Source organism: Rathayibacter sp. SW19, from assembly GCF_030866825.1.
Classification (GTDB): domain Bacteria; phylum Actinomycetota; class Actinomycetes; order Actinomycetales; family Microbacteriaceae; genus Rathayibacter_A; species Rathayibacter_A soli.
In genome coordinates, this window is the sequence record NZ_CP133020.1 from 312,794 (window position 1) to 336,324 (window position 23,531).

A 23,531-nucleotide genomic window follows, 5' to 3' on the forward strand; every position below is an offset into this window, starting at 1 on the left:
AACAACGCGCTACCGAGCCCGCACCGTCAGACCAACCGTGTCGAGTCCCGGACCACAAGCTCGGGCGCGAACTGCAGCTGGCGGTGCGCGACCGGTGCCGTCGCTGCGCCCTCATCGATTAGCAGGCGCGCGGCTGTCTCACCGATCCGTTCGCTCGGCTGGCGCACCGAAGTAAGCGAAACGATGGCGGAGGCTGCCCAGCCGATGTCGTCGTATCCGATCAGAGCGATCTCGTCAGGGATCCGCACCAAGCCGCCGAACAGGAACGCTTCCATGATGCCGATCGCCAGTAGGTCATTGGCTGCGAAGATCGCATTGGGACGCTGCTCACCTTGTGCGATCGCAGCTCCGGCACGGCGTCCGGCCTCAACGGTCGGTGTGGGCGTGGGCCATGACCGCACTGCGTCCGCACCGAGGCCGCTTGATTCGGCGGCGCTGCGGGCGCCGGCGAACCGGTCGCGGATCTGATGCAGGCCGAGCGGTCCACCGACGAACAGAATATCGGTGCGGCCCGTCGCGATGAGATGTTCGACTGCGAGACGCCCCCCCGCGATATTGTCGGTCTGCACAGAGGAGAACGTCGTGTCTGGAGCGGCCGCATCGACCAGTACGGCGGGGATACCGCGGGCGCGCAGCCGCCGTAGCCGCTCGGTGACGTCGCCGACCGGTGAAATCAGCACACCCTGGGCGCGTTGTTCTTCGAACAGGTCGAGGTAGGTTCTTTCGCGCTCCGCTTGCTCGTCGCTGTTGGCGATGAGCACCGAGCTGCCCACGGCGTTCGCAGCGCGCTCCGCGCCCCGCGCGACATCGATGAAGAACGGGTTGCTCACGTCAAGCACGATGAAGCCGATTGTGGTGCTGTGACCGGCGCGGAGCTGTCGTGCCGACTCGTTGCGCACGAATCCGAGTGCAGAGATCGAGGACAGCACCCGCATCCGGGTTGACTCGGACACACGATCCGGACGGTTCAGCACGTTCGAGACGGTGCCGAGTGAAACTCCGGCGTGCGTCGCTACATCCTTGACGCTCACATTCGAGGTTGCCACGGCTGCCTCACCCTCATTGAAACCGTTCAAATGCATCGTAGCCAGAAGCGCGGCCGTTCCCGGCCGGCACTGGTGGGTTCTGGTTCTCAGTGGGTTCCGACGGCGCTCGGCTCGCAGGGCGAGAGCGGAGGCGCGGAGGGGTCACAGCGCCGCCTCGAACCGGTGCACACCACTGGCAACGGCGACGGGTTCGCCGCCTGGAAGCTCCACGGTGCCGGACGCTCCGGTGGGCACCGTGACGTCGACCGTGAGGCGGCCATCGTCTATCCGCCAGGCGATCGCGGCCCGCCCATAGGGCGTTTCGTGCTCAGCCGACGCGTGGGTGAGGCCCCCTCCCGGTCGCGGTCGGAACCGGATGCAACGATACCCCGGCGTGGTAGGCGAGAGCCCCGCCACGACACGGTGCAGCCAGTCGGCGACGGCGCCGAGCGCGTAGTGGTTGAAGCTCGTCATGGTGCCGGGGTTCACGGTGCCGTCCGGGCGGAGGCTGTCCCAGCGCTCCCAGATCGTCGTCGCGCCCTGCGTCACGGCGTACAGCCAGGACGGTGCCTCCCGTTCGAGCAGCAGGTCGTATGCGCTGCCGATGTGCCCGGTTTCGGTGAGCGCGTCGCATACGAGCGGGGTTCCGACAAAGCCCGTTGAGATGCGGTGGCTCGCCTTCTCAACGAGTTCGGCAAGGCGGGCGCCGGCTGTCTCGCGCAGGGACCCGTCGACCAGGCCGAAGGCGATCGCCAGTGCGTACGCGGTCTGCGCGTCGCTCGTCATGCGGCCGTCATCGCTCAGATACGCGTGCCTGAAAGCGTCCCGCACCTCTGTGGCGACCAGGTCGAAGCGGTCGCGATCGTCGCAGCGGCCGAGGGCATCGGCGATGCGCGACATGCACTGCGCCGAGCGCGCGAAGTATGCGGTCGCCACCAGGTAGCGGTCGGTTTTGGCGTCGGCAGGGTCCTGCGGCGGAGCGTCCGGGTCGAGCCAGTCGCCGAGCTGGAAACCCTCGTCCCACAACCGACTCGGCCCTGCGAGCCGCTCGACGAGCTCGACCCACGCCCGTGCACTGTCGTACTGCGCCTCGAGCACGCCTCGGTCGCCGAACCGCTCGAACAGGGTAAGGGGTACAATCGTCGCGACGTCACCCCAGGCGGCACCGGGCCGGATCGGCGTCCACAGGTTGTGGGCCGGGATAACGGGCACGTACCACGGCACGGTGCCATCCGGCAGCTGCTCGACCGCTACGTCCTTCAACCAAGAGGACAGCATGCCCGAAACGTCGTAGAGGAATGACGCCGTCGGTGCGAAGACCTGAAGGTCGCCCGTCCAGCCGATGCGCTCGTCGCGCTGTGGGCAATCGGTTGGAATGTCGAGGAAGTTGCCTCGCATGCTCCACACCACGTTCTCATGTAAGCGCTCTACGAGAGGATCGGAGCAGCGAAACCAGCCGGTGCGCTCGAGATCGCTGTGATACACGCGCGCGACGAGATCGCCTGCCGCTACTGCGGCATCCAAGTCACCCGGCCAGCCCGTTACCTCGGCGAAGCGGAAACCGTGGAAGGTGAACCGCGGCTCCCATTCCTCCTCGTCGCGCCCGGCCAGCACGTAGTCGTCGGTCGATTGAGCGTCGCGCAAGGGACGCTGGTACACCTCGCCGTCTTGCAGCACTTCGGCGGTGCGAATGACGACGCGCTCGCCCTCTTCGCCGCGCACCCGGAGTCGGATCCGGCCGACGAGGTTCTGACCGAAGTCGAGGATGCGACGTCCGCTCGGTGAGGTCAGCACGGCGACCGGTGTTATCTGTTGCGTGCACCGCACGGGCGGCCCCTCCGGTGCGACGAGCGTGGAAGGGTCGCGGTGCGCCGCGACGACGTGCTCCCATCCGGTCATGTCGTAGTCGGGCGACGACCATCCGCGCAGCTCGAGTCGGGCGTCGTAGACCTCCCCGTCGTAGTTGCCGGTACGTACGATCGGGCCGGGCGCGGCGCGCCACGAGCCGTCGGTCGCGATAGTCTGGGTGTCGCCGTTCGCGTAGTGCAATTCGAGTTGCGCGATGAGCGACAGGTCGGTGCCGTAGACGTTGCGGAAACCGCCGCGCCAGCCCATCCGTCCCCGGTACCATCCGTCGCCGAGCCACGCCCCGATGACGTTGTCACCTGCCCGGATCGCCTCAGTGACGTCGTAGGTGTAGTAGCGCAACCGGCGGCGGTACGACGTCCAGCCGGGCGACATCGCATCGTCGCCGATCCGCGTGCCATTGATCTCGATCTCGTAGAGGCCGTGCGCCGACGCGTAGAGCCGGGCTCGCTCCAGGCCTTCAGCCGCTTGGAACGCGCGGCGAAGCAGCGGCGGTCTACGGTCGTCGCTGCCCGGATCCTCATTCCACGTCGCCCCGACCGCCAGGGCGCTCCAGTCCGTCGGCTCGAGGAGGCCGGCTTCCACCGCGGCGGGTTCGCTCCATTCCGACACCGTGCCATCGGTGCCGGTCACCCGCACCCGAGCGGTTGCACGCTCGCGGGAGCGCAACGGCGCGGCGGGCCAGGGCACCAGCACCTGTTCGTCCGAGGCGACGGGTGCATCGGTTTGCCAGCAGGCGTCGCCACGCTCGATCTGCACCTCGTACGCCGACTGCGACCATCCGCTCGGGGCGACTGTTTTCCAGGAGAGCCGGGGGGAGGCGACTCCGATGCCGAGCGCGTGAGGCAGGTGCTCGAAGCGAGGTGGGCTGACGGTTACGGTCATTGGTCTCCTTCGGCGGCATTCATCCTGTTGCATAGATACTCGCTTATGAATTGACACGTTTCAAGCCCAAGGGCGAAGATGAGGGCGGATGGCCCGGGTCGGCGCGTGGGCGGCGCACACGATTCCGAGGTCGAGAATGCCGCCTCGTGCGGCCGAAAAGAGGAGACTCGATGCGCATCGCCGTGACCGGCAGCTCGGGAAAGCTGGGGCGTGCCACCGTAGAACGGCTTCGCGCCGACGGGCACCATGTCGTTGGCTTCGATGTCGTCGGCGCCCCCGGCCTCGGATTCGTCCGCGTGGATCTCGGCGATTACGGGCAAGTACTCGACGCCATGCTCGGTGTCACGGCACGCCATGACGGACTCGACGCCATCGTGCACCTCGCGGCCCTGCCGGTGAACGGGCTCGTGCCCGACGCGGCGACGTTCACGAACAACGTCACCGCGACATTCCACGTGCTGCACGCGGCCGTACGTGCCGGCATCCGCACGATCGTGATGGCGTCCAGTATCACCGCCATGGGGTTCCCTGACTTCGCGAACCTGGCGGCGCTGCCGGTCGACGAGTCGTACTCCGAGGCGAACGTCACCTATGCACTCGGTAAGATCGCCGAAGAGGCGATCGCCGCACAACTCGTGCGATGGAGAGAGGGCATGAGTCTCATGGCGCTTCGGTTCACGAACGTCGTGGCGCCCGACGAGTACGGGCCGTTCGAACGCGCAGGCGACCCGGACTACCGGCGCGATCTGCTGCACAGCTATGTCGATGTTCGCGACGGGGCTGCGGCCGTCGCCCTTGCGCTGGCGCACGCCGTGCCCGGCTTCGAGGTCTACGACATCGCTGCGCCGGACAGCGGCAACACCATCCCGACCGCTGAGCTGGCGAGGCGGAACTTCCCCGGAGTGCCGATCGTGAAACAGCTCGGCGAGTTCGAGACGCTCATGTCGATCGACAAGGCCGCCCGCCGCCTGGGCTTTCGCCCCCAGCATCTGTGGCGCGACGAATACGCACACTGGCAGCGCGAGAACAGTTGAGGCGCGCGTCCGCGCGCACGCCGGTTCTGCGCGGGTCCGGCTGCTCAGCGGCCCGATGGCTCAGCCGCGGGTCAGCGTGCGTACTCGGTAGAGGCTCGTCGACGCCGCGATGAAAAGCTCATTGTGCTCATCGCCGCCGAAGACGACGTTCGCAACCGTCTCGGGCACCGGTATCCGCCCGCGCAGCGTGCCGTCGGGCTCGTACACGTAGACACCGTCGCCCGCCGAGGTCCACACCCGCCCGGCGACGTCGACGGCGAAACCATCCGCCAGACCAGCGGGTACGGTCGCGAACACGACGCTCTCACCCGACACCGTCGGGCCGTCGAGCGGATATGCGCGGATGTGACACGCCTCGGCACGATCCGCGTACGTGCCCGTATCCGAGACGTAGAGCACGGACTCGCCCGGTGAGAACCCAATGCCGTTCGGGTGCACCATGTCGGTCACGACGGGGGTCACTTCGCCCGCCGCCGGGTCGAAGCGGAAGACGAAACACCCTCCGTACTCCTGATCGCCTGGGTGCCCCTCGCGGCCGCTCGGATGGATGCCGTACGGCGGGTCGGTGAACCAGATGGACCCGTCCGACGAGACCGCGAGGTCGTTGGGCGAATTGAACCGTCCGCCGGACCAGCGGTCGACAAGCGTGCGCGGCCCCTCGTCGGTCTCGATCTCGATCGCCCGGCGGCCGTGACTGCACTGGATGACACACCCCTGTGTGTCGAGGGTGCGCCCGTTGGGGTACTCGGCGTCCGACCGGAAGACGGAGTACGAGCCGGTCGCGGCATCCCACTCCAGGATCCGGTCGTTCGGAATGTCGCTCCATCGCACGCGCCGTGACTTCGGCAACCAGACGGGCCCCTCGCTCCACTCGGCGCCGGTTGCGAGGCGCTCGAGTTCAGTGCCGGGGGCCAGAAGGTCGAACTCGGTCATTCCTGCTCCTCTGGGCTGGTGCTGGTGCTGGGTTGGTGCTGGTAATGCTGGTGTGGCGATTGCCCCTTCCGGGCATCTTATGGCGCCGTCCTGGGGGTGAACGCGCGGTGCGAAGTCAGATTTTGGCAGTGCATATTCATTCTATGTTGAACATGCATACACGACTTTGTTAGGGTTCCAGGTTGTTAGGGTTCCCGAGAGCGGAGCGAGGATGCGGAACGACAAGGATGCCGAAACCGGCGAAGCCGAGACTGGCACTGCGCGCCATCACGGTGAGCCCCCGGTCGCCCTCAGGCCGCTGGGCAGAACGGGCCTGGACGCCAGCCCCATCACCCTCGGTGCGAGCAAGCTCGGTCGCGGCACACAGCCGGGCAGCCCGGAGGAAGTGCAGGCGATTGCGCTCGCCGCGGCCATGCTGCACGGTCCTTACGCGCTGATCGATACGTCGAACGGCTACGCGGACGGCCGCAGCGAGACTGTTCTCGGCGCGGCGCTGAAGCGTGCGGGAGCGGCGCAAGGCAGGCGGATCGCGACGAAGGCCGACCGCGACCCCGAGACGGGCGCGTTCGACCGCGACCGCGTGCTGCGCTCGTTCGACGAAAGCACGCGGCGGCTCGGGCTCGAGCACATCGAAGTGCTGCACCTGCACGACCCGTACACGATCTCATTCGACGAGGCGATGGCAGCAGGCGGTGCGGTCGCAGGCCTCATCGAGCTCAGAGACGAGGGCCGTGTCGACGCGATCGGCGTCGCATTCGGCCCGATCAGCACCCTCAACCGGTATGTCGCGACGGGTGCCTTCGACCTCGTGCTCACGCATAACCGGTTTACGCTTGCGAACCGCAGCGCCGAACCCGTGCTGAGGACAGCACGCGATCGCGGTATGGGCGTCTTCAACGCGGCACCGTTCGGCGGCGGCCTGCTGGCGCGCGGCGCCGCGAGCGGCGCGACCTATCACTACACGCAGAGTCCGCCGGCGCTGCTGGATTGGGTCGCACGCGCCGAGCAGGTCTGCCTGCGTCACGGCATCGACCTGCCCACGGCCGCCCTGCACTTCTCGCTTCGCTCGCCGCTCATCGACACGACCGTCGTGGGGACCTCCTCACCGGCGCGCATCGCCAACCTCGAGCTCATGCGGCTGACACCGGTGCCCGGCGAGCTCTGGAGCGAACTCGACGCGCTCGGCACCCCGCCGACGCCGATCCTCGACTGAGCAGTCTCCGCCGCCAGGCGACGAGACAACCGTGCAGAGAAAGAACATGATGAACCGATATTGGGAGGACCCGGCCCCCGGTGTCGGCCGCCGCGAGCCTCGAGCGGATGCCGTGAGCGACGCCCGCAGGATTCTTCTGAACGGCGCATGGCGGTTTCGGCTGAGTTCCACCGCGGATGGCACGGGCGACGCATTCATGCAGCCGGGCTTCGACGACTCCGCTTGGGATCGCATCCGTGTGCCGTCTCACTGGGTACTTGAGGAGATCACGCCTCTCACGGGCGGGTCGGCGCGTTCGTTGCGTGGAACACCCGAGGGCCCGCTTTACACCAACACCGCGTTGCCGATCCCGCTCGACGCGCCGCGCGTGCCGACCGAGAACCCGACAGGCGACTACCGGCTGGCGTTTGTGGCGCCGAACGACTGGGATCGCGCCGTGCTGCGCTTCCAGGGCGTCGACTCGTGCGCGCAGGTGTGGCTGAACGGCGCGGAGCTCGGGTACTCGATGGGCAGCCGTCTGCCATTCGAGTTCGACGCACCGCTGCGGCCGGGCGAGAACGTTCTGGCCGTGCGGGTGCATCGGTACTCGGCGGGCACGTACCTCGAAGACCAGGACATGTGGTGGCTGCCCGGCATCTTTCGCGACGTCGAGCTCATCGAGCGACCTGTCGCGTCGATCGACGACTATTTCGTGCATGCCGACTATGACCGCGCGACGGGACTGGGCACGCTCCAGGTCGATGCCTCGGCTCCGGCCGTCGTCGATCTCCCCGAGCTCGGCATCCGCATGCGTGTAGGCGAGGCCGTGACCGTGCCGGTCGAACCGTGGAGTGCGGAGTCGCCCCGGCTGTACCGCGGCACGCTCACTGCCGTACCGGCGATTCCGGGCGAGAAGAGCGAGACCATCGAGCTCGCCGTCGGCTTCCGCCGCGTCGAGGTCGCCAGCGGCGTGCTGACGGTGAACGGTGCGCGCGTGTTCTTCCGCGGAGTCAACCGTCACGAACATCATCCCGACACGGGACGCACGCTGGACACCGAGACCATGATCCGCGACATCGTCATGATGAAGCGGCACAACATCAATGCCGTGCGCACGAGCCACTACCCGCCTCACCCCGAGTTCACGCGGCTGTGCGACGAATACGGGCTCTGGGTTCTCGAGGAGTGCGACCTTGAGACGCACGGCTTCATCTACGCCGGATGGGAGGGCAATCCGCCTGCGCGGCACGAATGGCTGCCCGCAATGCTCGACCGTACGAAACGCATGGTGGAACGCGACAAGAACCGACCGAGCGTGGTGATGTGGTCGATGGCGAACGAGAGCGGATCGGGCGAGAACTTCGGCGCGCTCGAAGCATGGATCCGGCAGCGCGACTCGTCGCGCCCGATCCACTATGAACGCGACCCAAGCTATCGGCACTCTGACGTCGCATCGCTCATGTATCCGTCGCTTGAACTGCTCGAGCAGATCGGGCTGCGCGAGGATCCGCGGCCCGACGGAGTCGCGGATGACGATGACGCCCGTCGCAGGCTGCTACCGTTCCTGTTGTGCGAATACGCGCACGCGATGGGCAACGGGCCGGGCTCGCTCGGCGACTACCATCGCATCCTGCGCACCCACGAGCGGTTCTGCGGCGGGTTCGTCTGGCAATGGATCGACGCGGGTTTCTACCACCTCGATGAGCGTGGCCGCAGGTTCGTTATGCACGGCGCGGACGTCACCGGCTACCGCCCGAACGGCGGCAGGTACTGCCTCGACGGGCTTGTCTTCGCTGACCGGGCGCCGTCGCCCAGCCTTGCCGAACTGAAGGCCGTCGTGCAGCCGGTCGAGATCGCGATCGGAGAGCGCATCGACATTCGTAACGGGTACGACCATGTCCGCCTCGATCATCTCGAGTTCGTATGGAGTCTCGCGTGCGACGGAGTCGCGCACGCGGTCGGCGAACTCGCGGTGCCGGCTCTCGAACCGGGCGAGTCGGCGTCGTTGTCGTTGCCCACGAGCGCCGGTGATGAGGCGGGCGAATGGTGGTTCACGATCGAAGCCCGACTCACGAGGGACACCGCCTGGGCGAAGGCGGGCCACATCGTCGCGGCGGCGCAGGGACGGCTCACGAACCGTGAGCCGCCTCCAGCCCGTCCGCGCACCGCTTCGGCGCCCGTCGTCCACGCGGCCGATATTGCCGGCGCGGCCGACGTCATCCGTCTCGGTGTGGCGGAGTTCGACGCCGCATCCGGCCGTCTTGTGCGCCTCGGCGATCTGATTCTCGATGGGCCGGTGCTTGATCTGTATCGGGCGCCGACCGAGAACGACCGCGGGCAGGGTGGCGTGAACGACCTCGCGACGCTCTGGCAGGCCGTCGGGATCGACCGGATGCTGCACCGCACCGATGAGATCGAGCGGACTCCCGACGGACTCCGGGTCACGGTGCGTGTCGCTGCCGCGACGCATCCGCACGCGGTCGTCGCGACCTATCACTGGAGTACGGACGGCGACGGCGTCGTGCTTGAAACCTCAGTCCGGTTCACAGGCCCGTGGGCCGACACGCCCTACAAGCACCGCGAGATCGTGCTGCCCAGGCTCGGGTTGCGCCTCGGGCTTCCGGGTGCCTATGATCGCGCGACCTGGTTCGGCCGCGGACCGGGAGAGTCGTACGTCGATTCGTCGAGCGCCGCGCTCGTCGGGCGATACTCATCGATGATCGATGACCTGCAGACCGATTACGCCGTGCCGCAGGAGAACGGGAACCACATTGGCACGCGCTGGCTCGAACTGGCCGGCGCCGGCGTGCCGAGGCTGCGCGTGAGCGGTGATCCGGTGTTCGACTTCACGGCTCGCCGCTGGACGAGCGAGGCACTCGAGCAGGCGAGGCATCCGCACGACTTGGTTGACTCTGGGCGCGTCTGGCTGAACGTCGATGCCGCGCAGTTGGGGGTCGGCTCGGCGTCGGTCGGCCCCGCACTACCTGAGCGTTACCGGATCCCATTGGAACCGACCAGCTGGCGCGTGCGGTTTCAGGCATGAGGGGCGAGCCGAGGCTCACGCGTGCCCGCGCGGCCCGCGCAGGAGCTCGAACAACCCGACAGGTCCGACCTGACCGCCCTTGAGTAATATCTCGACGCCGTCGAGCCACGAGTGCGGCGAATGCACCCTGCATAACACCACGTTCTCTACCGGGTTCGCCGCGAGCGACAGCGCTTCGGCGCCGAGCACGCCGAGCACGCGACTGGAGGTGTCACCACCGCATACGATGACGCGCTGTGTCACGGCGGCACGCAATGCTGTGGAGACCAGCGCGGCTGCCTCCACCGCGATCGTTTCAACAAGGTCAGGCGAATACTTTTCCTCAAGTTCTGACGATGACACGACGACGTCGCGGCCGGCTGTGAGCGCTTCGAGCACCTCGGCGCGCACAGCTGCACGCTGAGGATGCGCAAGGGCGAGCGGCAGTACGAGCCATCCTGCGGCCCGTGCCGCTTCGATCTGCTCCGCCGTGCGATACGAGCGACTTCCAGAGACAACGAGAACCGGCCCGGATGCGTGCGGCGCCGGCCCGGCGGCATCCGTTTCGTCATGCGGGCGGGAGCCTAAGAACGCCCGACCGAGCGCCGTAGTCAGCCCTCCGGAGCCGATCGCGAACCGGGGTCGGTGCCGATCGGCCGTTGAGAGGATAGCCTTTCCGAGAAGCGTCAGGTGTTCGTCCGTTATTGCGTCGAGCACGGCCGCCGCGCTCGAAGACTCGGTGAGGAGCTCCGCGACGTGCTTGGCAGATGTATATTCCGTGAACGGAATATGGCTGATCGGTTGCGCCGTCTGTTGACCGAGGTGCGCCGCAAGGTCTGACTCCAGCATGGGCGTCACAGGGTGATGAGACATTGTCGGTTGCCGGTCGAGTCGGTAGACGACACCGGCCTCCGTCGCGAAATGGTGGCCGAAGACGGTGAACCGCCCGAAATCGGGCTGTGCGAACAGCACGGGGATCGTCTCGCGGCCGGTGAGGTCGCGGGCGATCTCGATCACGCGGCCGATGCTCCCCACGTCAGGAGACGAGTCCGCGGTCGAACAAGCCTTGTACTGCAGCACGCGGGGGCGCAGTGACCCGAGCGCGCGAAGCGCCGGCTCCACCTCGGCACGCAGCCGACCAGTGGGTAGCGAGCGGGCCAGGCCCGCGATGCCGATGGCATCCACGTCGCGTGCCTCGCGTGCGAGCACACTGCCGTCTTTCGGCAGCCCGAGCAGAAGTCGCCCGCGCAGTCCTGCGCGGTTCAACTGCAACAGGACATCGACGCTTCCCGTGAAATCATCGCCGTAGAACGCCAGCAGTGTCTCACTCACGCGGCTCCCCGAACACTTCGGTCGCGCGGCGGAACGCTGCGGAGGCTGCGAGCGCATCACGAACCCGCTCACCGCGCAACGCAGACGCCCACGCGTCGCGCATACTGGCGACCCCCTCGGCCGGGCCGTCTGGGTGGCCGTGGATGCCGCCGCCCGCGAGTACGAGCAGGTCGCTCGTGCCCGTCGCTGCGTAGGTTGCATGCGCGAGCCCCGCCCATTGGCCGGACGAGAGCACTGGCACAGTGGTACGGTAGCCGAGCAACGGCTGCCGCACGGCAGAGATCGAGTCGAGTACCTCGGCGTCGCTCTCATAGAACTTGTTCGAGATGCCGTTCGTGTGCAGATGGTCGACGCCCGCAACGCGCGCGAGCTTCTGCCAGGCTCGGAACGAGATGCCGAGCTGGTCGGAGCGGCTGATCGCGCCGAACATCGCGCGGTGTCCGTGGATGGGTACCTGGGCGTTGCGCCGCAGGTATTCGATGCCGGCGAGGCCGACAAGGTTGACGCACGCCATCACGCACGTCCCACCTGCAGCCACCACCAGGTCGTGGTTCGCAAGAAGTCGGTCGATGTCATCGGTGATGTTGAAAGCGTACATCGGCTTGACACCCGTGCGATCGGCGTGGCGCTCGATGACCGGCATGACCGCGCGCACGCGCTCGGCGAGCGGCGCGAACGGCCCATTGCCCTGCAATTCGTCGTCCTTGATGAAGTCGATGCCCGCCCAGCACAGTTCGTCCACGAGCTCGGCGAGTTCCGTCGGGGACAGGCCGATGCTCGGCTTCACGATCGTGCCGATCATGACGCCATCGGGCCGGGAAATCAGGCGGCGCGTGCCCTCCACCCCGAACGCCGGCCCCGGGTAGCGATCCGCGAACGCGGGCGGCAGCTCCAGGTCGATCAGCTTGATCGCAGCGAGCTCTCTGATCTCGAACAGGTTGCCCGCAACGGCGGCCTGCACATTCGGCAGCGACGGCCCGAAGTTGGTGAGAGGAAAGCGCAACCTGAGTCGCGCCCGCCTGCGCCCCGCCGGATCGCCGACGGAGCCGGGCAGGGGTGATGAATCGGTGAGCGGCAGCTCGTCGAGCGACTCGACCTGCGCGGCGAAACGGGCGCGCACGTCGTCCGACTCGCGAGCGACGCGGATGAAGGTGCCCGTGGACTGCTCGCCGGCGAGAATCTCGGCTGCTTGCTGCAGCTCAAGCGACGTTTCGATGTGATAGGTCGCCACGACGTGTGCGGTGTCGATGTCCGCGGGGGCGGGAGAGACTTCGGTCTGCGTCACGTCGATCACCACACGACCGGAAGCCAGATCGACATCTCGCCCGGGCCTCTGTTGCCCCACGCGAAATAAGGCACCAGGCGGATCTGCAGGCTCCGCAGGTCGCCGTCCTCAAGGTCGGTGTACAAGTCGTCGACGTCAGTGAGGGGAAGCACGACACCCTCACAGTCGAGTGCGACGATGCGCTGGCCGCACACCTCGGTGTCGATGCGTTCGAATCTCGCGCCGCGACGTAGCGCGACCTGCTCGAGCCGGATGCCGTCAGGCAGGTCCGCGCTCTCGATCGCGTACACGATGGGGCCGCGGACGACACAAACCTGGCCGGTCAACTCTTCGGCCAGGCGGTGTCCGCGCAGCAGTCGTGTACGCATTGGCAGCGTGAGCTCGAGCGTGTCGCCTGGAGACCACTCGCGATCGATGAGTGCATAGGTGCCGGCGGCAACCGGCCCGGCGTTGCCGTCGTTCACTGCGAGCGTTGCACCGTCGGCCCAGGCGGGTACCCGCAGATGCAGCGCAACGCCGCCGCGCGTGACGTCCGTGATCGTCACGCGCACGATCTCGCTCCACGGCTGATCGCTCTGAATGCGTAGGCGCATCCGGTCGGCATCGATTTCGGCGTCACCGTAGAGGTGCACCCAGACGCCGTCGGATGCCGCCCCGACTGCGAACTCGTGCGTGCGTGCCAGCGTGCGTGCGATGTTCGGCGGGCAGCAGAACACGCTCATGTACTCGGTGCGTTCTCGTGCGTCCGACGGCGGCGGCTCTGGCGTGGGATGCTCCGCCGTCTCGCCTGGCATGCGCAGCGGGTACGGCAGGCCGCGAACCTGGCGGAGCGGATTCGTGTAGGAGTAACGGCGGCCGTCGAGACTGATGCTTGCGAGCAGGACGTTGTAGGCGATGCGCTCGATCATGTCGGCGTATTCCGCATTGCGTGTGATGGCGAGCATGCGCTCACTCCACATCAGCATGCCGATGTTCGCGCACGACTCGTTGTGCGCCGTGGTGTGTGGAAGCTGGTAGGCACGCCCATATGCTTGGTGCACCCGGCTGATCTCGTGTTGCCACGGGTAGCCGTCGGGTGACGCGCCGTCGTAGAGTGCCCCGCAGCCGCCCGTGACGGCGATCTTGCGATCGGATGCGTCGTGCCAGAGTGCATCGAGCACTCCGCGAAGCTGTTCGTCGCCGGTTTCTGCGGCGAGGTCGGCGAGCCCAGCGTAAAGGTAGTTGGCGCGCACGGCATGACCGGCGACCGTGGTCTGCTCGCGTACCGGGATGCGGTCCTGGTTGTCATCGCCGCCTGAGAAGTCATCGCGCATGGCGAGAAACTGCTCTGCGAGGTGCAGATACCGCCCGTCGCCCGTCGCCCGGTACAGCTCGATCACGGCCATATAGTGCGAGGGGCAGATCGCGCTGCGTGCGAGCCGGTCTGGATGCTCCGTCGCAAGTTTCTCGAGGAAGCCGGCTGCCCTGCGCGCAATGTTGAGCAGCGTGTCAGAGCCGGTGACCGCGTGATGGCGCACGCCTACGGTGATGAGATGGCCGAGGTTGTAGGTCTCGAAGTCGAATCGATCGGCAAGCGCTTCGGCGTTCCCTGCGTGCCGCGCGGCGATGAGCGTCGGTGTGTGCACGTACCCGTCGTCGCGCTGGATTTCCGCGATGGTCGAGATGACCTCGTCGACCACGGCGGCGAGGCGGGGGTCATCGACCGTCTCGAGCACGTCGATCGCGGCCTCGAGCCACTTGTACAGATCGCCGTCGAGAAAGGGCGGGCCCTGGTGCGTGCCGTCCTGCCTGCCCGCCGCGATCAGGAAGTTGCGCCAAGCCGGGCTGACCTCCGGGTTGCTCAGCGATTGCCAGATCGACGGAACGGTGACGTTGATGGTGCGCTCGGAACGTTCGCTCCAGAATCCGCCTGTCCATCGCATGCAGGCTCCGTCGAGCGGTGCGAGCGCCCGAAGGGCTTCTGTGTCAGTCGTGGTCATCACGTCTCCTTCGATCGCCGGAAGGTCGCGGTCAGGGTCCGGGCGCCTTCGTCGGCATGAGTATTCTCGCAAATATGCATCAATATTCAAAATGGCATGAATATGTGCTAATCTCGCGGTAGGTCACGTACTGCATAAACACTCAGCTGTGATTGAGAACGCAGACATGATCTGGGTCACCCCGCCCGCACACTGACCGTCGTCAAGGAGGACGCTATGAGAAAATCCCGCAGCCACCGCATCATTCTGGTGACGGCGATCGCCCTAACCGCTGTCACATCGCTCGCAGCGTGTTCGAGCGGATCACCCGGATCGTCGAGCTCTACGGGTAGTGGCGCATCCGGCACCGACCCGTCGCAGTTCACGGTCATGACCGCGAACGAGAACCCGCAGCTCGCCAAAGACCTCGACGCGCTGGCATCAGGTTCGTGCAAGGCCGAGAACAAGGCACTGCCGATCAAGCACGAGACGGTGGCGCAGGCGAACGCCGTCCAGAAGATCACCCTGCTCGCCAGCCAGGGTGCCATGCCAACCCACACGATCGCGGGAACCGCGATGATCCGCCCCGACGGTGACCTCGGCAAGGCCGGGCTCGTCGAGAATCTGCAGAAGGCGCTGAAGTCATCCGGTGCGCTGAAGTACGTGCTGCCCGGGGCGATCTCCACCGAGCAGGACGTCTACGGCGGCTTCGTCTCGATGCCGTACCAGTACAACATCGAAGGTATCTGGTACAACAAGAAGATCTTCTCCGACAACGACATCACGGTACCGAAGACCTGGAACCAGCTCGTCTCGGACTCCGCGAAGCTGCAGAAGGCCGGCATCACGCCGATGACCGAGGACGGCAAGGACGGATGGCCGCTGACCCGCATCATCGGCATGTACATCTACCGCAACGTCGGCAAAAATGCCATGACGGCGATCCAGAACGGCGATGCGAAGCTGACCGACGCCGCCTACGTCGCGGGTGCGAGCGCGCTTGCCGACTATGCGGCCAAGGGATACTTCGGCGAGGGCGTCACCTCGCGCGACACGGACGCGTCGAACAACATGTTCCTGACCGGGCAGGCCGCCATGACCTATAACGGCAGCTGGATGCTCACCTCGGTCAACGACCCGTCGCAGAACAAGATCGGTGCGAGCAACGTCGGCTTCATGCCGTTCCCGGCCGTCACCGGCGGCAAAGGCTCGATCAATGACTACCCTGCTAATGCGGGGGCGCCGATGGTCTTCAACGCCAAGCAGTACGGTCCGAAGGTTTCGGACTGGGTGGACTGCATCGCGAAGAACTACGGGGCGCAGGCGCTCAAGGACTCGGGCATCATCTCCGGGTTCACCGTGAACAAGAAGGTCGCGGGCGTCTCGCCGAACACGGCTGAGATCCAGAAGACGGTGTCCAAGGTCACCTCGACCGTGCTGTGGTTCGAGGCGCTGTTCGACGCCAAGAGCACATCGCTTGCGCAGAGCAACGCGTCGCTGCTGGTCACGGGCCAGTTGAGCCCGCAGGATTATATGCAGCAGTTGCAGTCGAGCCTCGACGCCAACAAGCAGTGATCGTGACGGGGGCCGGCCCGGTTCGCCGGGCCGGCCCCCGTCGTCGGCAGGCCCATGCACTAGCCAAGGAGTGACCGGTGAACTCAGTATTCGGGGATCGCAAGACCATCGTGATCCTGCTCGGCCCCGCCCTGCTTGTCTACACCCTGCTCAAGGTCGGGCCCGTGCTCTGGTCGTTCGGGCTTTCGTTTTTCCAGGGCAACACGCTGCGCGGTTTCACCTGGGTGGGCGTCAAGAACTTCACTCAGTTCGCGACCGATCCGGTCGCTCTGCACTCGGTGCTGGTGAGCATCGTCTTCGCACTCATCGCGACCGCCGGACAGGTGACTCTCGGCTACCTGCTGGCACTGCTCTACGTCTTCGTACTGCGTAAGGGGTCGGCGTTCCTGCGAACGATCGTGTTCTTCCCGGCCATCCTGCCCACCGTCGCGGTTGCGCTGCTGTTCAAGAGCTTCGTCGCCGTCGGCCAGAACCAGGGGCCGGTCAACGACATCATCAACTTCTTCGGCGGCAAGAGCGTTGACGTGCTCGCCTCGCCCGTGGGCACCATGGCGACGGCGATCGTGATGACGCTGTGGGGTTCCATGGGCTTCTACGCCGTGCTGCTCTATGCCGGCCTGCTCGACATCCCCGACGAGGTCATCGAGTCGGCTCGGCTCGACGGCGCCAACGGCGGCAGGCTCGTGCGGCATATCATCCTGCCGCTGTCGCTGCCGATCCTGCTGTCGTCCGTGATCTTCAGCCTCAACTCGACTCTGAAGGTGTTCGACAGCCTGCTCGCGCTCAACAACGGCGGGCCCGGAACGTCCACGGCACCGTTGACCCTGTACATGTACCAGACGGCGTTCAGCTACTCGGAGTACGGCTACGGCTCCACAATCGCGCTTGCGCTCACCCTGCTCTGCCTGGTCTTCACCCTCCTGGTATTCCGCGCGACGCGACGCAAGGCGGAGGACTGAGATGGCTCTCGATACTGTGACGCGACGGAACGCGGTGCCCGTGCACCAGAGTGCCAGCCGGCCGGGTCGAACGTCGCTTCGCGCCCGCCGGATACGACGCCTGCTGCGTCGCATCCCGGTATGGATCGTCGTGGCGATCGTGCTCATCGTGGTGCTCTACCCGCAAGTGTGGATGGTGCTCGGCTCGTTCAAGACCCAGGCGGAGTTCCTCTCCAACCCGGCGCTGTCGCTGCCGCAACACTGGGATTTCAGCAACTACATCGCCGCGCTCACCAACGGCAACGTGGCGCAGAACTATCTCAACAGCATCAGCGTCACGCTGCCGTCGGTCGTGCTCATCGTGTTCATCGGGGCGGCGGCGGGCTACGCGCTTGAGATCATGGTGTGGAGAGGCCGGCGTGGCACCTTGCTCTACATCCTCGGCGGCATCATGGTTCCGGGCCAGATGATCCTCGTTCCGCTGTTCATCGTGTACTTCCACGTCGGTATCACGAACACGCTGCTGCCGCTCATCGTCACCTACGTCGTCATGGGACTTCCGTTGACGACTTTCTTGATGGCCACTTACTTCCGCACGCTTCCGCGCGAAATCTTCGAAGCGGTCACGGTGGATGGCGCTGGGCCGTTACGCGCGTTCTTCCTGATCGGGCTGCCGATGATGAAGAACGCATTGCTGACCATCGGCCTCGTCGAGTTCTTCAGCGTCTGGAACGACCTGCTCATCGCTCTGACCTTCACTACCAACCCCAGTCTGGCGACCATCCAGGTTGGGTTATTGAGCCTGAGCGGCCAATACGGTTCGACGCAGTACGGCCCACTGTTCGCCGCCGTGAGCGTCAACATCATCGTGTTGCTGGCGATGTTCCTTGTGTTGAATAAGAAGATCATGGCGGGTATGGCCGCCGGGTCAGTCAAAGGATAGGAGAACCCATGGCCGAGGTCTCACGCATCGCGCTCGTGCACACGGGCGCAGTGGTGATCCCCATGACAGCGAGATTCATCGAGCGCGAGCTGCCGCGGGTCACAGCGGTCAACTATCTCGATGACAGGATCGTCGCGGACCTCGCCGATGAGCGTGCCGCACTGTCGGTACCCGCTCGCGTGCGAGAGCTCGCCCAGGCCGCGGTCGACGGCGGTGCCGCGGCAATCCTGCTGACCTGTTCCTCGATATCCGAGCTCGCAGCGCAGACCGCGGATGCGGTCGGCGTGCCTGTGCTGCGCATCGACGAGGCAATGGCCGACGAGGCGATCGGGATCGGCCAGCGCATCACCGTGATCGCGACGCTGCCGACAACCTGCGGGCCGACGGCGAGGTTGATAGCGGAGCGGGCTGCGCGTGCGGGCAGGTCGCCGCTCATCTCGAGTGTGGTTGTGGAGGGCGCCTTCGATGCGGTGGCGTCGGGAGATCGGGCGGCACACGATGCGCTCGTCGCATGCGCAATCCGCGATGCTGTGGCCGATGCTGACGTGATCGTGCTCGCACAGGCCTCGATGGCGAGCGCGGTGGACGCCGTCGAAGTCGCTGTGCCCGTGCTGACCAGTATCGAATCGGGTGTCAAGCGTCTGCGCGGGCTTGTAGAGTCCCTCCCGCCGCAGTGACGGCCGGTACCCTTTCGTCGCCCGCGCGCCCGTCGTCCACGAGCCCCTCGTCCACGAGCCCCTCGGCTGTGCGCACATCGGTGATGAGCACGTTGATCCACGACCCCATCAGGGCGCCGAGCACCGGCTCGTGCTTGCGCTTGCCGCCCGCGATGCCGATGCGCCGCGGAATAGCCCGGTAGCTGTCAACCGGGATCGCGATCGTACGTTCGCCGAGCTCTCCCGTGACATCCTCGCCGTCGACCGTGAAGACGTGGTGGCAGATGTCGCCGACGGCTCCCGCGGCGAGAAGACGCTCCTGGTCTTCGGGCACGAACGCGTTGCCGCTGACGGTGAGCAGCTGGCTCGGCTCGACGCTGCCGACGCCGACGATCGCCATCGTGAGTGCGTTCCAGCGCCTGGTGACTTCCGCGAGAGCGGCGTTGTTCAGCAGGCTGTCGCGGATCGTGCGGTTGGCGACGACACCGGGAGCCTGCACGTAGATCGCGTCAGCGCCGAGCACGCGAGCCAGGTCGCCGGTCAGCCGCTGAGCCTGATGCTGCGCGTCGGGCAGGCCGATGCCGCCGAGCAGTTGCACGACCTCGCTTGCTCCGCGTGCCGAGAAGGGGCGCATGCGTTCGACCGTGGCGAGCAGGGTCTGACTCCACGACGACACTCCGACACGTTCGCTGCCCGACAGCGTTGCCTCGAGATAGCTCGCAGCCGCAGCACCGATCGAGTTGACGACGGAGGTCTCGTCATCGTCGCGCGAGATGTCGACGACGACCGCGTCCAGCAGTCCGAATCGCTGCTGCAAGGCATCTTCGAGCTCAGTATGCATGCCGGGCGCGACCATGATCGTCGTGCGCACGATTCCAACATCGGTCGCGCGCTTCAGCAGCCGTGACACCTTGGCCTGCGAGATATTAAGGGTCGCCGCAATGTCGGCCTGCCGGATGCCGTGCTCATGGTACATCCGCGCCACCTTGGTGAGTAAGCGGACCTGCCCGTCGACGGGAGGAACGTAGCCGTTGTGCGCCATCGCGTGCTCCGATCCCTCAGCCTGCTCGATCTCGGAACGCTATCGTACGTAGTGCACATTCGCGCGTAGCCGTCGGGCGCTCCACTCCGAGCGTATCATCATGCGTTCGCGAAATTATATGCAGCAGTAACTGGTCGGGTTGTTTGTGTGTGCGGGTTGGGTTGTCACGGGCGGTGTGGCAATGCTTGGGGGTCTTGGTGTTGTGGGGGTGGTGTTGTGGGGGTGTCATGGTCGGGGCGACCCCGCGCCGGGTCCTGCGCCAGTTCGGGTCTGACGGTGTCCGACGGTGTTTTCCCGGCGGGGGTGACGGCGCCAGTGTTTGCTGGGCCGAGGGCACGCGTCGTGGCCTCGGCTCCGGCCGTCGGTTGCTGACAGCCAGCCGCCAGCCGCCAGCTGTTGGCGGCTGGTTGCTAGTCGTGAGTTGGCGCGAATGGTGCAATATTCGCTCCGTATCGCCCCGACTGGACCGTTTGTGACAACTCGCGGCACCAGGACAGGGCCAGGTCAGGCCGGGGCAGGGCCAGGGCGGGGCGGGGCAGGGCCAGGGCGGGGCGGGGCGGGGCCAGGGCGGGGCAGGCCGGGGCAGGGCGGCGGGGCAGGCCGGCCGACCGGGTGGCTGCGCGTGGATGGCGGCCAGGCGGCCGCCGACACAACCTGGCCAGTTATATATTATATATGCAGCACGCTGGATATCGGCGTGTCCGTGCGCTCGCGAGACGCTAGGCTTATGCGCTTCGGTGTACGGCGATCGCGCTGATGACGGCCGGGTAGCTCGGAGTACTCGGGAAGCCGACCACGAGCATCCCGCCTGTCGCAGTCGACCGAACCGTCTTCTTCAAGGCCGTCAGACATCCGGCTTCGGCCCAGATGTCGAGGCCTGCGAGAACCGTGGTGCCGCACACCGCCACGTCGAACACGCGCCAGCCCTTGCAATCAAGCCCGCCACCGACCCCGTACCAGGGCTCGGCAAAGTAAAGGTCGATGCTGTAGTCGCCGTCAGGTACCGGGAACCGATAGCTCAGCGTGCCGTCGCCGTAGCGGAACGTCTCATAGAGCCCGGGATCGGCTGTGCCCCGCACGATGCCGTGCGCCCACCCCCTGCTGCCGAGTTCGGGGTTCACATCGTCGAATGCGTGCGCCCAGGTCTGGACTCCCCAGGAGTCGTCGCCAGCGACACGGTCACCGGTCCACACGGTGCCGCAGGCGTCGATGTACTCGCTCCCGGCGCAGTTGACGCGATAGAGATATTCTCTGCCTGGCTCGGGGCGTGTGTCTGGCACACGTTCACCGTAAAGCAACTCAACATGCGGGGCGGGTGGCAATCCGTCGAGCACGATAGCATCCCTGGCGACCGTGACGCCACCCACACGACCCTCTGCGTACAGCACGTTACAGCTGGGACGTACGCCGCGGAACAGAAAATGCGTGCCAGCCGGGCCCCGCGACTGTGTTCCCAGCGAGACAGATCCTACGTCGTTGAAGAGCTCGACCTCCTCGCAGTTCGAGTAGACACTGATGTCACCCACCTGCTCCGTGCCCGCGAACCGATCTCGCCAGGTGTGCGACGAGATGTAGATCATGGGGGAGAGGCTCGCGGGCGTGTAGTTCGACCGATACATGTGGAACGCATCGACTGGCTCACCCCACGCCGTTAGCAGGCCCTTGTTGTTGACCACTCCGACGGCGCCGTTGCCCGTGCCATCCGTGCAGTAGATCGTCTCTCTGCCTGGGTTGGCGTGGGAGGCGAAAAGCCACTGGAAGTGCCCGAACACCCGTTCGCGGATTCTTTCGCCGAGTCGGATCTTGTTCTCGAGGCAGTAGGTGAAGATCTCTTCCGGCGTCTGTGCGCCGAGATTCTGGAGGGCTTCTGGATTCGCATCGGTGTGCAGCCCAGACACGCGGTACTGGCCGTATTCGCCTACCAGCTTGCACTCGGCGAGCTCAAGGTCGTACGCATTGGAGGTGCCGCCGTACGTGCCGCTCCAGTTCTGCGGGATGTTCCAGTCGCCGCCCTCGCCCCCATTGCAAGTGGTCGTCGGCCGTTCCCCGCCCGCCGTTGGGTCCAGCTCTCGCACGATCCCCGCGAGTTCTTCGGTGAATCGCCGCGGCAGGATCGACTCGTTCTGGATCCCCCACATGATCACGGACGGGCTGTTGCGGCGCTCCTTCACGAACTCGCGCAAAAGTGCGCGAAAATTTTCCCGGAACCCATCGGTATCGAACCAGATGTGCGCGCCCATCTGTGGCCAGTACAGGATGCCGCGCGCGTCGCACTCGGCAATGTAGCGCAGGTTGTGCGGATGGTGGGCCTCGCGGAAGGCGTTGAACCCGGCCGCCTGGATCTGGTCGATGCGGGCCGTGATCAGTTCATCCGAGAATGCATGGTCGCGGCCGAGGAGGTGCTCGTACTCGGCTGTGCCATTGATGAAGACGGGCTGGCCATTGAGTAGGAACTGGGCCCGCGACAAGGAGGGTTCGGGTCGCACGATCGGGTCGCCACGGTTCGCGAGCCCGTCGATCTCGGCGATCGCGAACGTCGTCCGGGTCTGATCCCAGATGCCTTCCCAACGATCTTTCGAGCGGACCGTGCTGACGATCGCGTGCAGGTAGGGTGCCTCGCGCGACCAAAGATCGGGCATGTTGACCGGCTGGGCCTGCTGCCGCACTGTGCGCTGCTCGTTTGGCGCAAGGTCGAGTGTCTGCGACAACCTGGCGATGAACTTCGTTCTGTCGTGGTTCTGCACAAACGAGTCGAGCACGACGCGATGCGGGATGTCGTCAGTGTTGGAGAGTGTCGTCGTGACGGCGATGCTCGTGCGGCGCGAGGTGAAATCGGGCAGCTCGACGGCGACTCCGCACGGATCGATGTGGACCGGGCGCTTCCCATCGCCGATCGTGCGTTGCGTGAAACGGTTGTTCGCCGCGGACGGCATCTCGTCGATCTTGGCTGGGTCGATGGTTGGCTTTTCGGCGGGGTCGTCATCGCGCAGCCATTCGATCGTCCGCACGCCGAATCTCGTGGTCGTCGCATCCGCGCCGCCCACGTCGTCGGCGACCTCGCTGACCAGCCGGTACAGATGTGGATCCTCCAGCGACCAGAGACGCGGATGATCGATGTGCATCACCCCTCTGACGGTCGCAGTGTCCCCGGCGCCGAGCTCGCCGGTCGTCGTTTGGCTGGCGACGTGTACGCCGGAAGCGTCGAACGCCGACTGGGTGAGGATGAACGGCCGCGCCGTCTGTGCGTAGTTCTTCAGTTCACTGACAAGCGCGATCGTCGCGTGACTGTCGCCGATCGTCGCGGTGCTGACGCCGACGCCGAAAGGCTCGACGATGACGTCTGCGGTGTACTCCAGGCGCACCGGGCGGAATATCCCGAATGGCTGCGATCCTTCGGTGTTCGGTGTGCCCCAGCAGCCACCGCACACCCACGGCAGGTCGTCTATGCCCGCCGGATGCCGGATGTGCACTGCGATTGTGTTGGCCTCACCCCAGTGCATGTGTCGTGACAGCTCCACTGTGAAGGAGGTGCGGCCGCCGCTATGCGACCCGACGCTCACGCCGCCGACGAAGACCTCGGCGTAGGACCCCGCGCCTTCGAACGTCGCGAAGGCATGCCTGCCGGCAGAAGCGGCCGGCGCAAGGAATGTGGTGCGGTACCAGCATTCGCCGTGCAGGTTGCCGTGCGAGACCTGATGATAGCCGTGGTAGGAGTCCCAGTTGTGTGGTAAGTCCACCTCGACCCACGCGGCGTCGTTGAACGACTCTGCGGCCCACGCCGGGTCGCCCCCAAGCGCCGTTTTCCAGTGCAGGTTCAACTCCACCGTTTGCCGTGATGACATGCT

General features: G+C 66.1%; 15 protein-coding genes. 7 read left to right on the forward strand and 8 right to left on the reverse strand.

Annotation, left to right across the window (positions count from 1 at the left end):
- Positions 1–26 precede the first annotated feature (26 nt).
- Both QU604_RS01515 and QU604_RS01520 read right to left on the reverse strand, forming a co-directional pair.
- Positions 27–1,046: a LacI family DNA-binding transcriptional regulator gene (locus QU604_RS01515; protein WP_308467034.1), complete on the reverse strand. Its 1,020-nt coding sequence runs from the start codon at positions 1,044–1,046 to the stop codon at positions 27–29.
- A gap of 141 nt (positions 1,047–1,187) precedes the next feature.
- Positions 1,188–3,776 carry a family 78 glycoside hydrolase catalytic domain gene (locus QU604_RS01520; RefSeq protein ID WP_308467035.1) on the reverse strand — a complete coding sequence of 863 codons (2,589 nt, stop codon included), beginning with the start codon at positions 3,774–3,776 and terminating at the stop codon, positions 1,188–1,190.
- A gap of 170 nt (positions 3,777–3,946) precedes the next feature.
- Here QU604_RS01520 and QU604_RS01525 point away from each other — a divergent pair, with 170 nt between their 5' ends.
- Positions 3,947–4,810, forward strand: a complete 864-nt coding sequence (locus tag QU604_RS01525; protein WP_308467036.1) for an NAD-dependent epimerase/dehydratase family protein — start codon at positions 3,947–3,949, stop codon at positions 4,808–4,810.
- A gap of 60 nt (positions 4,811–4,870) precedes the next feature.
- Here the strand turns inward: QU604_RS01525 and QU604_RS01530 are convergent, their stop codons facing one another.
- Entirely contained in the window at positions 4,871–5,743 is an 873-nt protein-coding gene (locus QU604_RS01530; protein WP_308467037.1) for an SMP-30/gluconolactonase/LRE family protein, read from the reverse strand.
- 211 nt (positions 5,744–5,954) lie between these two features.
- Between QU604_RS01530 and QU604_RS01535 the strand changes: the two genes are divergently transcribed.
- Both QU604_RS01535 and QU604_RS01540 read left to right on the forward strand, forming a co-directional pair.
- The gene (locus QU604_RS01535; protein ID WP_308467038.1) at positions 5,955–6,956 is read left to right on the forward strand and encodes an aldo/keto reductase; all 1,002 of its coding nucleotides are present in this window, start codon (positions 5,955–5,957) and stop codon (positions 6,954–6,956) included.
- Positions 6,957–6,987: 31 nt separating this feature from the next.
- Positions 6,988–9,978 carry a glycoside hydrolase family 2 TIM barrel-domain containing protein gene (locus tag QU604_RS01540; protein WP_308467039.1) on the forward strand — a complete coding sequence of 997 codons (2,991 nt, stop codon included), beginning with the start codon at positions 6,988–6,990 and terminating at the stop codon, positions 9,976–9,978.
- Positions 9,979–9,993: 15 nt separating this feature from the next.
- On the opposite strand, the gene QU604_RS01545 is transcribed toward QU604_RS01540, so the two are convergent.
- Genes QU604_RS01545 through QU604_RS01555 form a run of 3 tightly spaced genes read right to left on the reverse strand, consistent with a single transcriptional unit; the run spans position 9,994 to position 14,553 of the window.
- Positions 9,994–11,289 (reverse strand): four-carbon acid sugar kinase family protein, encoded by a 1,296-nt coding sequence (locus tag QU604_RS01545; RefSeq protein WP_308467040.1) that lies wholly within the window; start codon positions 11,287–11,289, stop codon positions 9,994–9,996.
- Positions 11,282–12,574 carry a RuBisCO large subunit C-terminal-like domain-containing protein gene (locus QU604_RS01550; RefSeq protein WP_308467041.1) on the reverse strand — a complete coding sequence of 431 codons (1,293 nt, stop codon included), beginning with the start codon at positions 12,572–12,574 and terminating at the stop codon, positions 11,282–11,284. The genes QU604_RS01545 and QU604_RS01550 overlap by 8 nt, the downstream gene beginning before the upstream one ends.
- Before the next feature lie 5 nt (positions 12,575–12,579).
- Entirely contained in the window at positions 12,580–14,553 is a 1,974-nt protein-coding gene (locus QU604_RS01555) for a glycoside hydrolase family 127 protein (RefSeq protein WP_308467042.1), read from the reverse strand.
- A gap of 216 nt (positions 14,554–14,769) precedes the next feature.
- On the opposite strand from QU604_RS01555, the gene QU604_RS01560 reads away from it, so the two are divergent.
- The 4 genes from QU604_RS01560 to QU604_RS01575 all read left to right on the forward strand — a co-directional run bounded on the left by QU604_RS01560 (position 14,770) and on the right by QU604_RS01575 (position 18,665).
- Positions 14,770–16,107 (forward strand): ABC transporter substrate-binding protein, encoded by a 1,338-nt coding sequence (locus tag QU604_RS01560; protein ID WP_308467043.1) that lies wholly within the window; start codon positions 14,770–14,772, stop codon positions 16,105–16,107.
- Positions 16,108–16,184: 77 nt separating this feature from the next.
- Positions 16,185–17,066: a carbohydrate ABC transporter permease gene (locus QU604_RS01565; protein WP_308467044.1), complete on the forward strand. Its 882-nt coding sequence runs from the start codon at positions 16,185–16,187 to the stop codon at positions 17,064–17,066.
- A 1-nt stretch (position 17,067) separates the two neighbouring features.
- Entirely contained in the window at positions 17,068–17,988 is a 921-nt protein-coding gene (locus tag QU604_RS01570) for a carbohydrate ABC transporter permease (protein WP_308467045.1), read from the forward strand.
- Positions 17,989–17,996: 8 nt separating this feature from the next.
- Positions 17,997–18,665 (forward strand): aspartate/glutamate racemase family protein, encoded by a 669-nt coding sequence (locus QU604_RS01575; RefSeq protein ID WP_308467046.1) that lies wholly within the window; start codon positions 17,997–17,999, stop codon positions 18,663–18,665.
- On the opposite strand, the gene QU604_RS01580 is transcribed toward QU604_RS01575, so the two are convergent.
- Entirely contained in the window at positions 18,622–19,686 is a 1,065-nt protein-coding gene (locus tag QU604_RS01580) for a sugar-binding transcriptional regulator (RefSeq protein WP_308467047.1), read from the reverse strand. The genes QU604_RS01575 and QU604_RS01580 overlap by 44 nt on opposite strands.
- Before the next feature lie 725 nt (positions 19,687–20,411).
- Positions 20,412–23,528 (reverse strand): malectin domain-containing carbohydrate-binding protein, encoded by a 3,117-nt coding sequence (locus tag QU604_RS01585; RefSeq protein ID WP_308467048.1) that lies wholly within the window; start codon positions 23,526–23,528, stop codon positions 20,412–20,414.
- Between the last annotated feature and the right edge of the window lie 3 nt (positions 23,529–23,531).

Bases quoted from the DNA above. Each gene is read 5' to 3' on its own strand.
- QU604_RS01520 (WP_308467035.1), bottom strand. From the start codon at position 3,776: ATGACCGTAACCGTCAGCCCACCTCGCTTCGAGCACCTGCCTCACGCG.
- QU604_RS01525 (WP_308467036.1), top strand. From the start codon at position 3,947: ATGCGCATCGCCGTGACCGGCAGCTCGGGAAAGCTGGGGCGTGCCACC.
- QU604_RS01530 (WP_308467037.1), bottom strand. From the start codon at position 5,743: ATGACCGAGTTCGACCTTCTGGCCCCCGGCACTGAACTCGAGCGCCTC.
- QU604_RS01535 (WP_308467038.1), top strand. From the start codon at position 5,955: ATGCGGAACGACAAGGATGCCGAAACCGGCGAAGCCGAGACTGGCACT.
- QU604_RS01555 (WP_308467042.1), bottom strand. From the start codon at position 14,553: ATGACCACGACTGACACAGAAGCCCTTCGGGCGCTCGCACCGCTCGAC.
- QU604_RS01560 (WP_308467043.1), top strand. From the start codon at position 14,770: ATGAGAAAATCCCGCAGCCACCGCATCATTCTGGTGACGGCGATCGCC.
- QU604_RS01570 (WP_308467045.1), top strand. From the start codon at position 17,068: ATGGCTCTCGATACTGTGACGCGACGGAACGCGGTGCCCGTGCACCAG.
- QU604_RS01575 (WP_308467046.1), top strand. From the start codon at position 17,997: ATGGCCGAGGTCTCACGCATCGCGCTCGTGCACACGGGCGCAGTGGTG.
- QU604_RS01580 (WP_308467047.1), bottom strand. From the start codon at position 19,686: ATGGCGCACAACGGCTACGTTCCTCCCGTCGACGGGCAGGTCCGCTTA.
- QU604_RS01585 (WP_308467048.1), bottom strand. From the start codon at position 23,528: ATGTCATCACGGCAAACGGTGGAGTTGAACCTGCACTGGAAAACGGCG.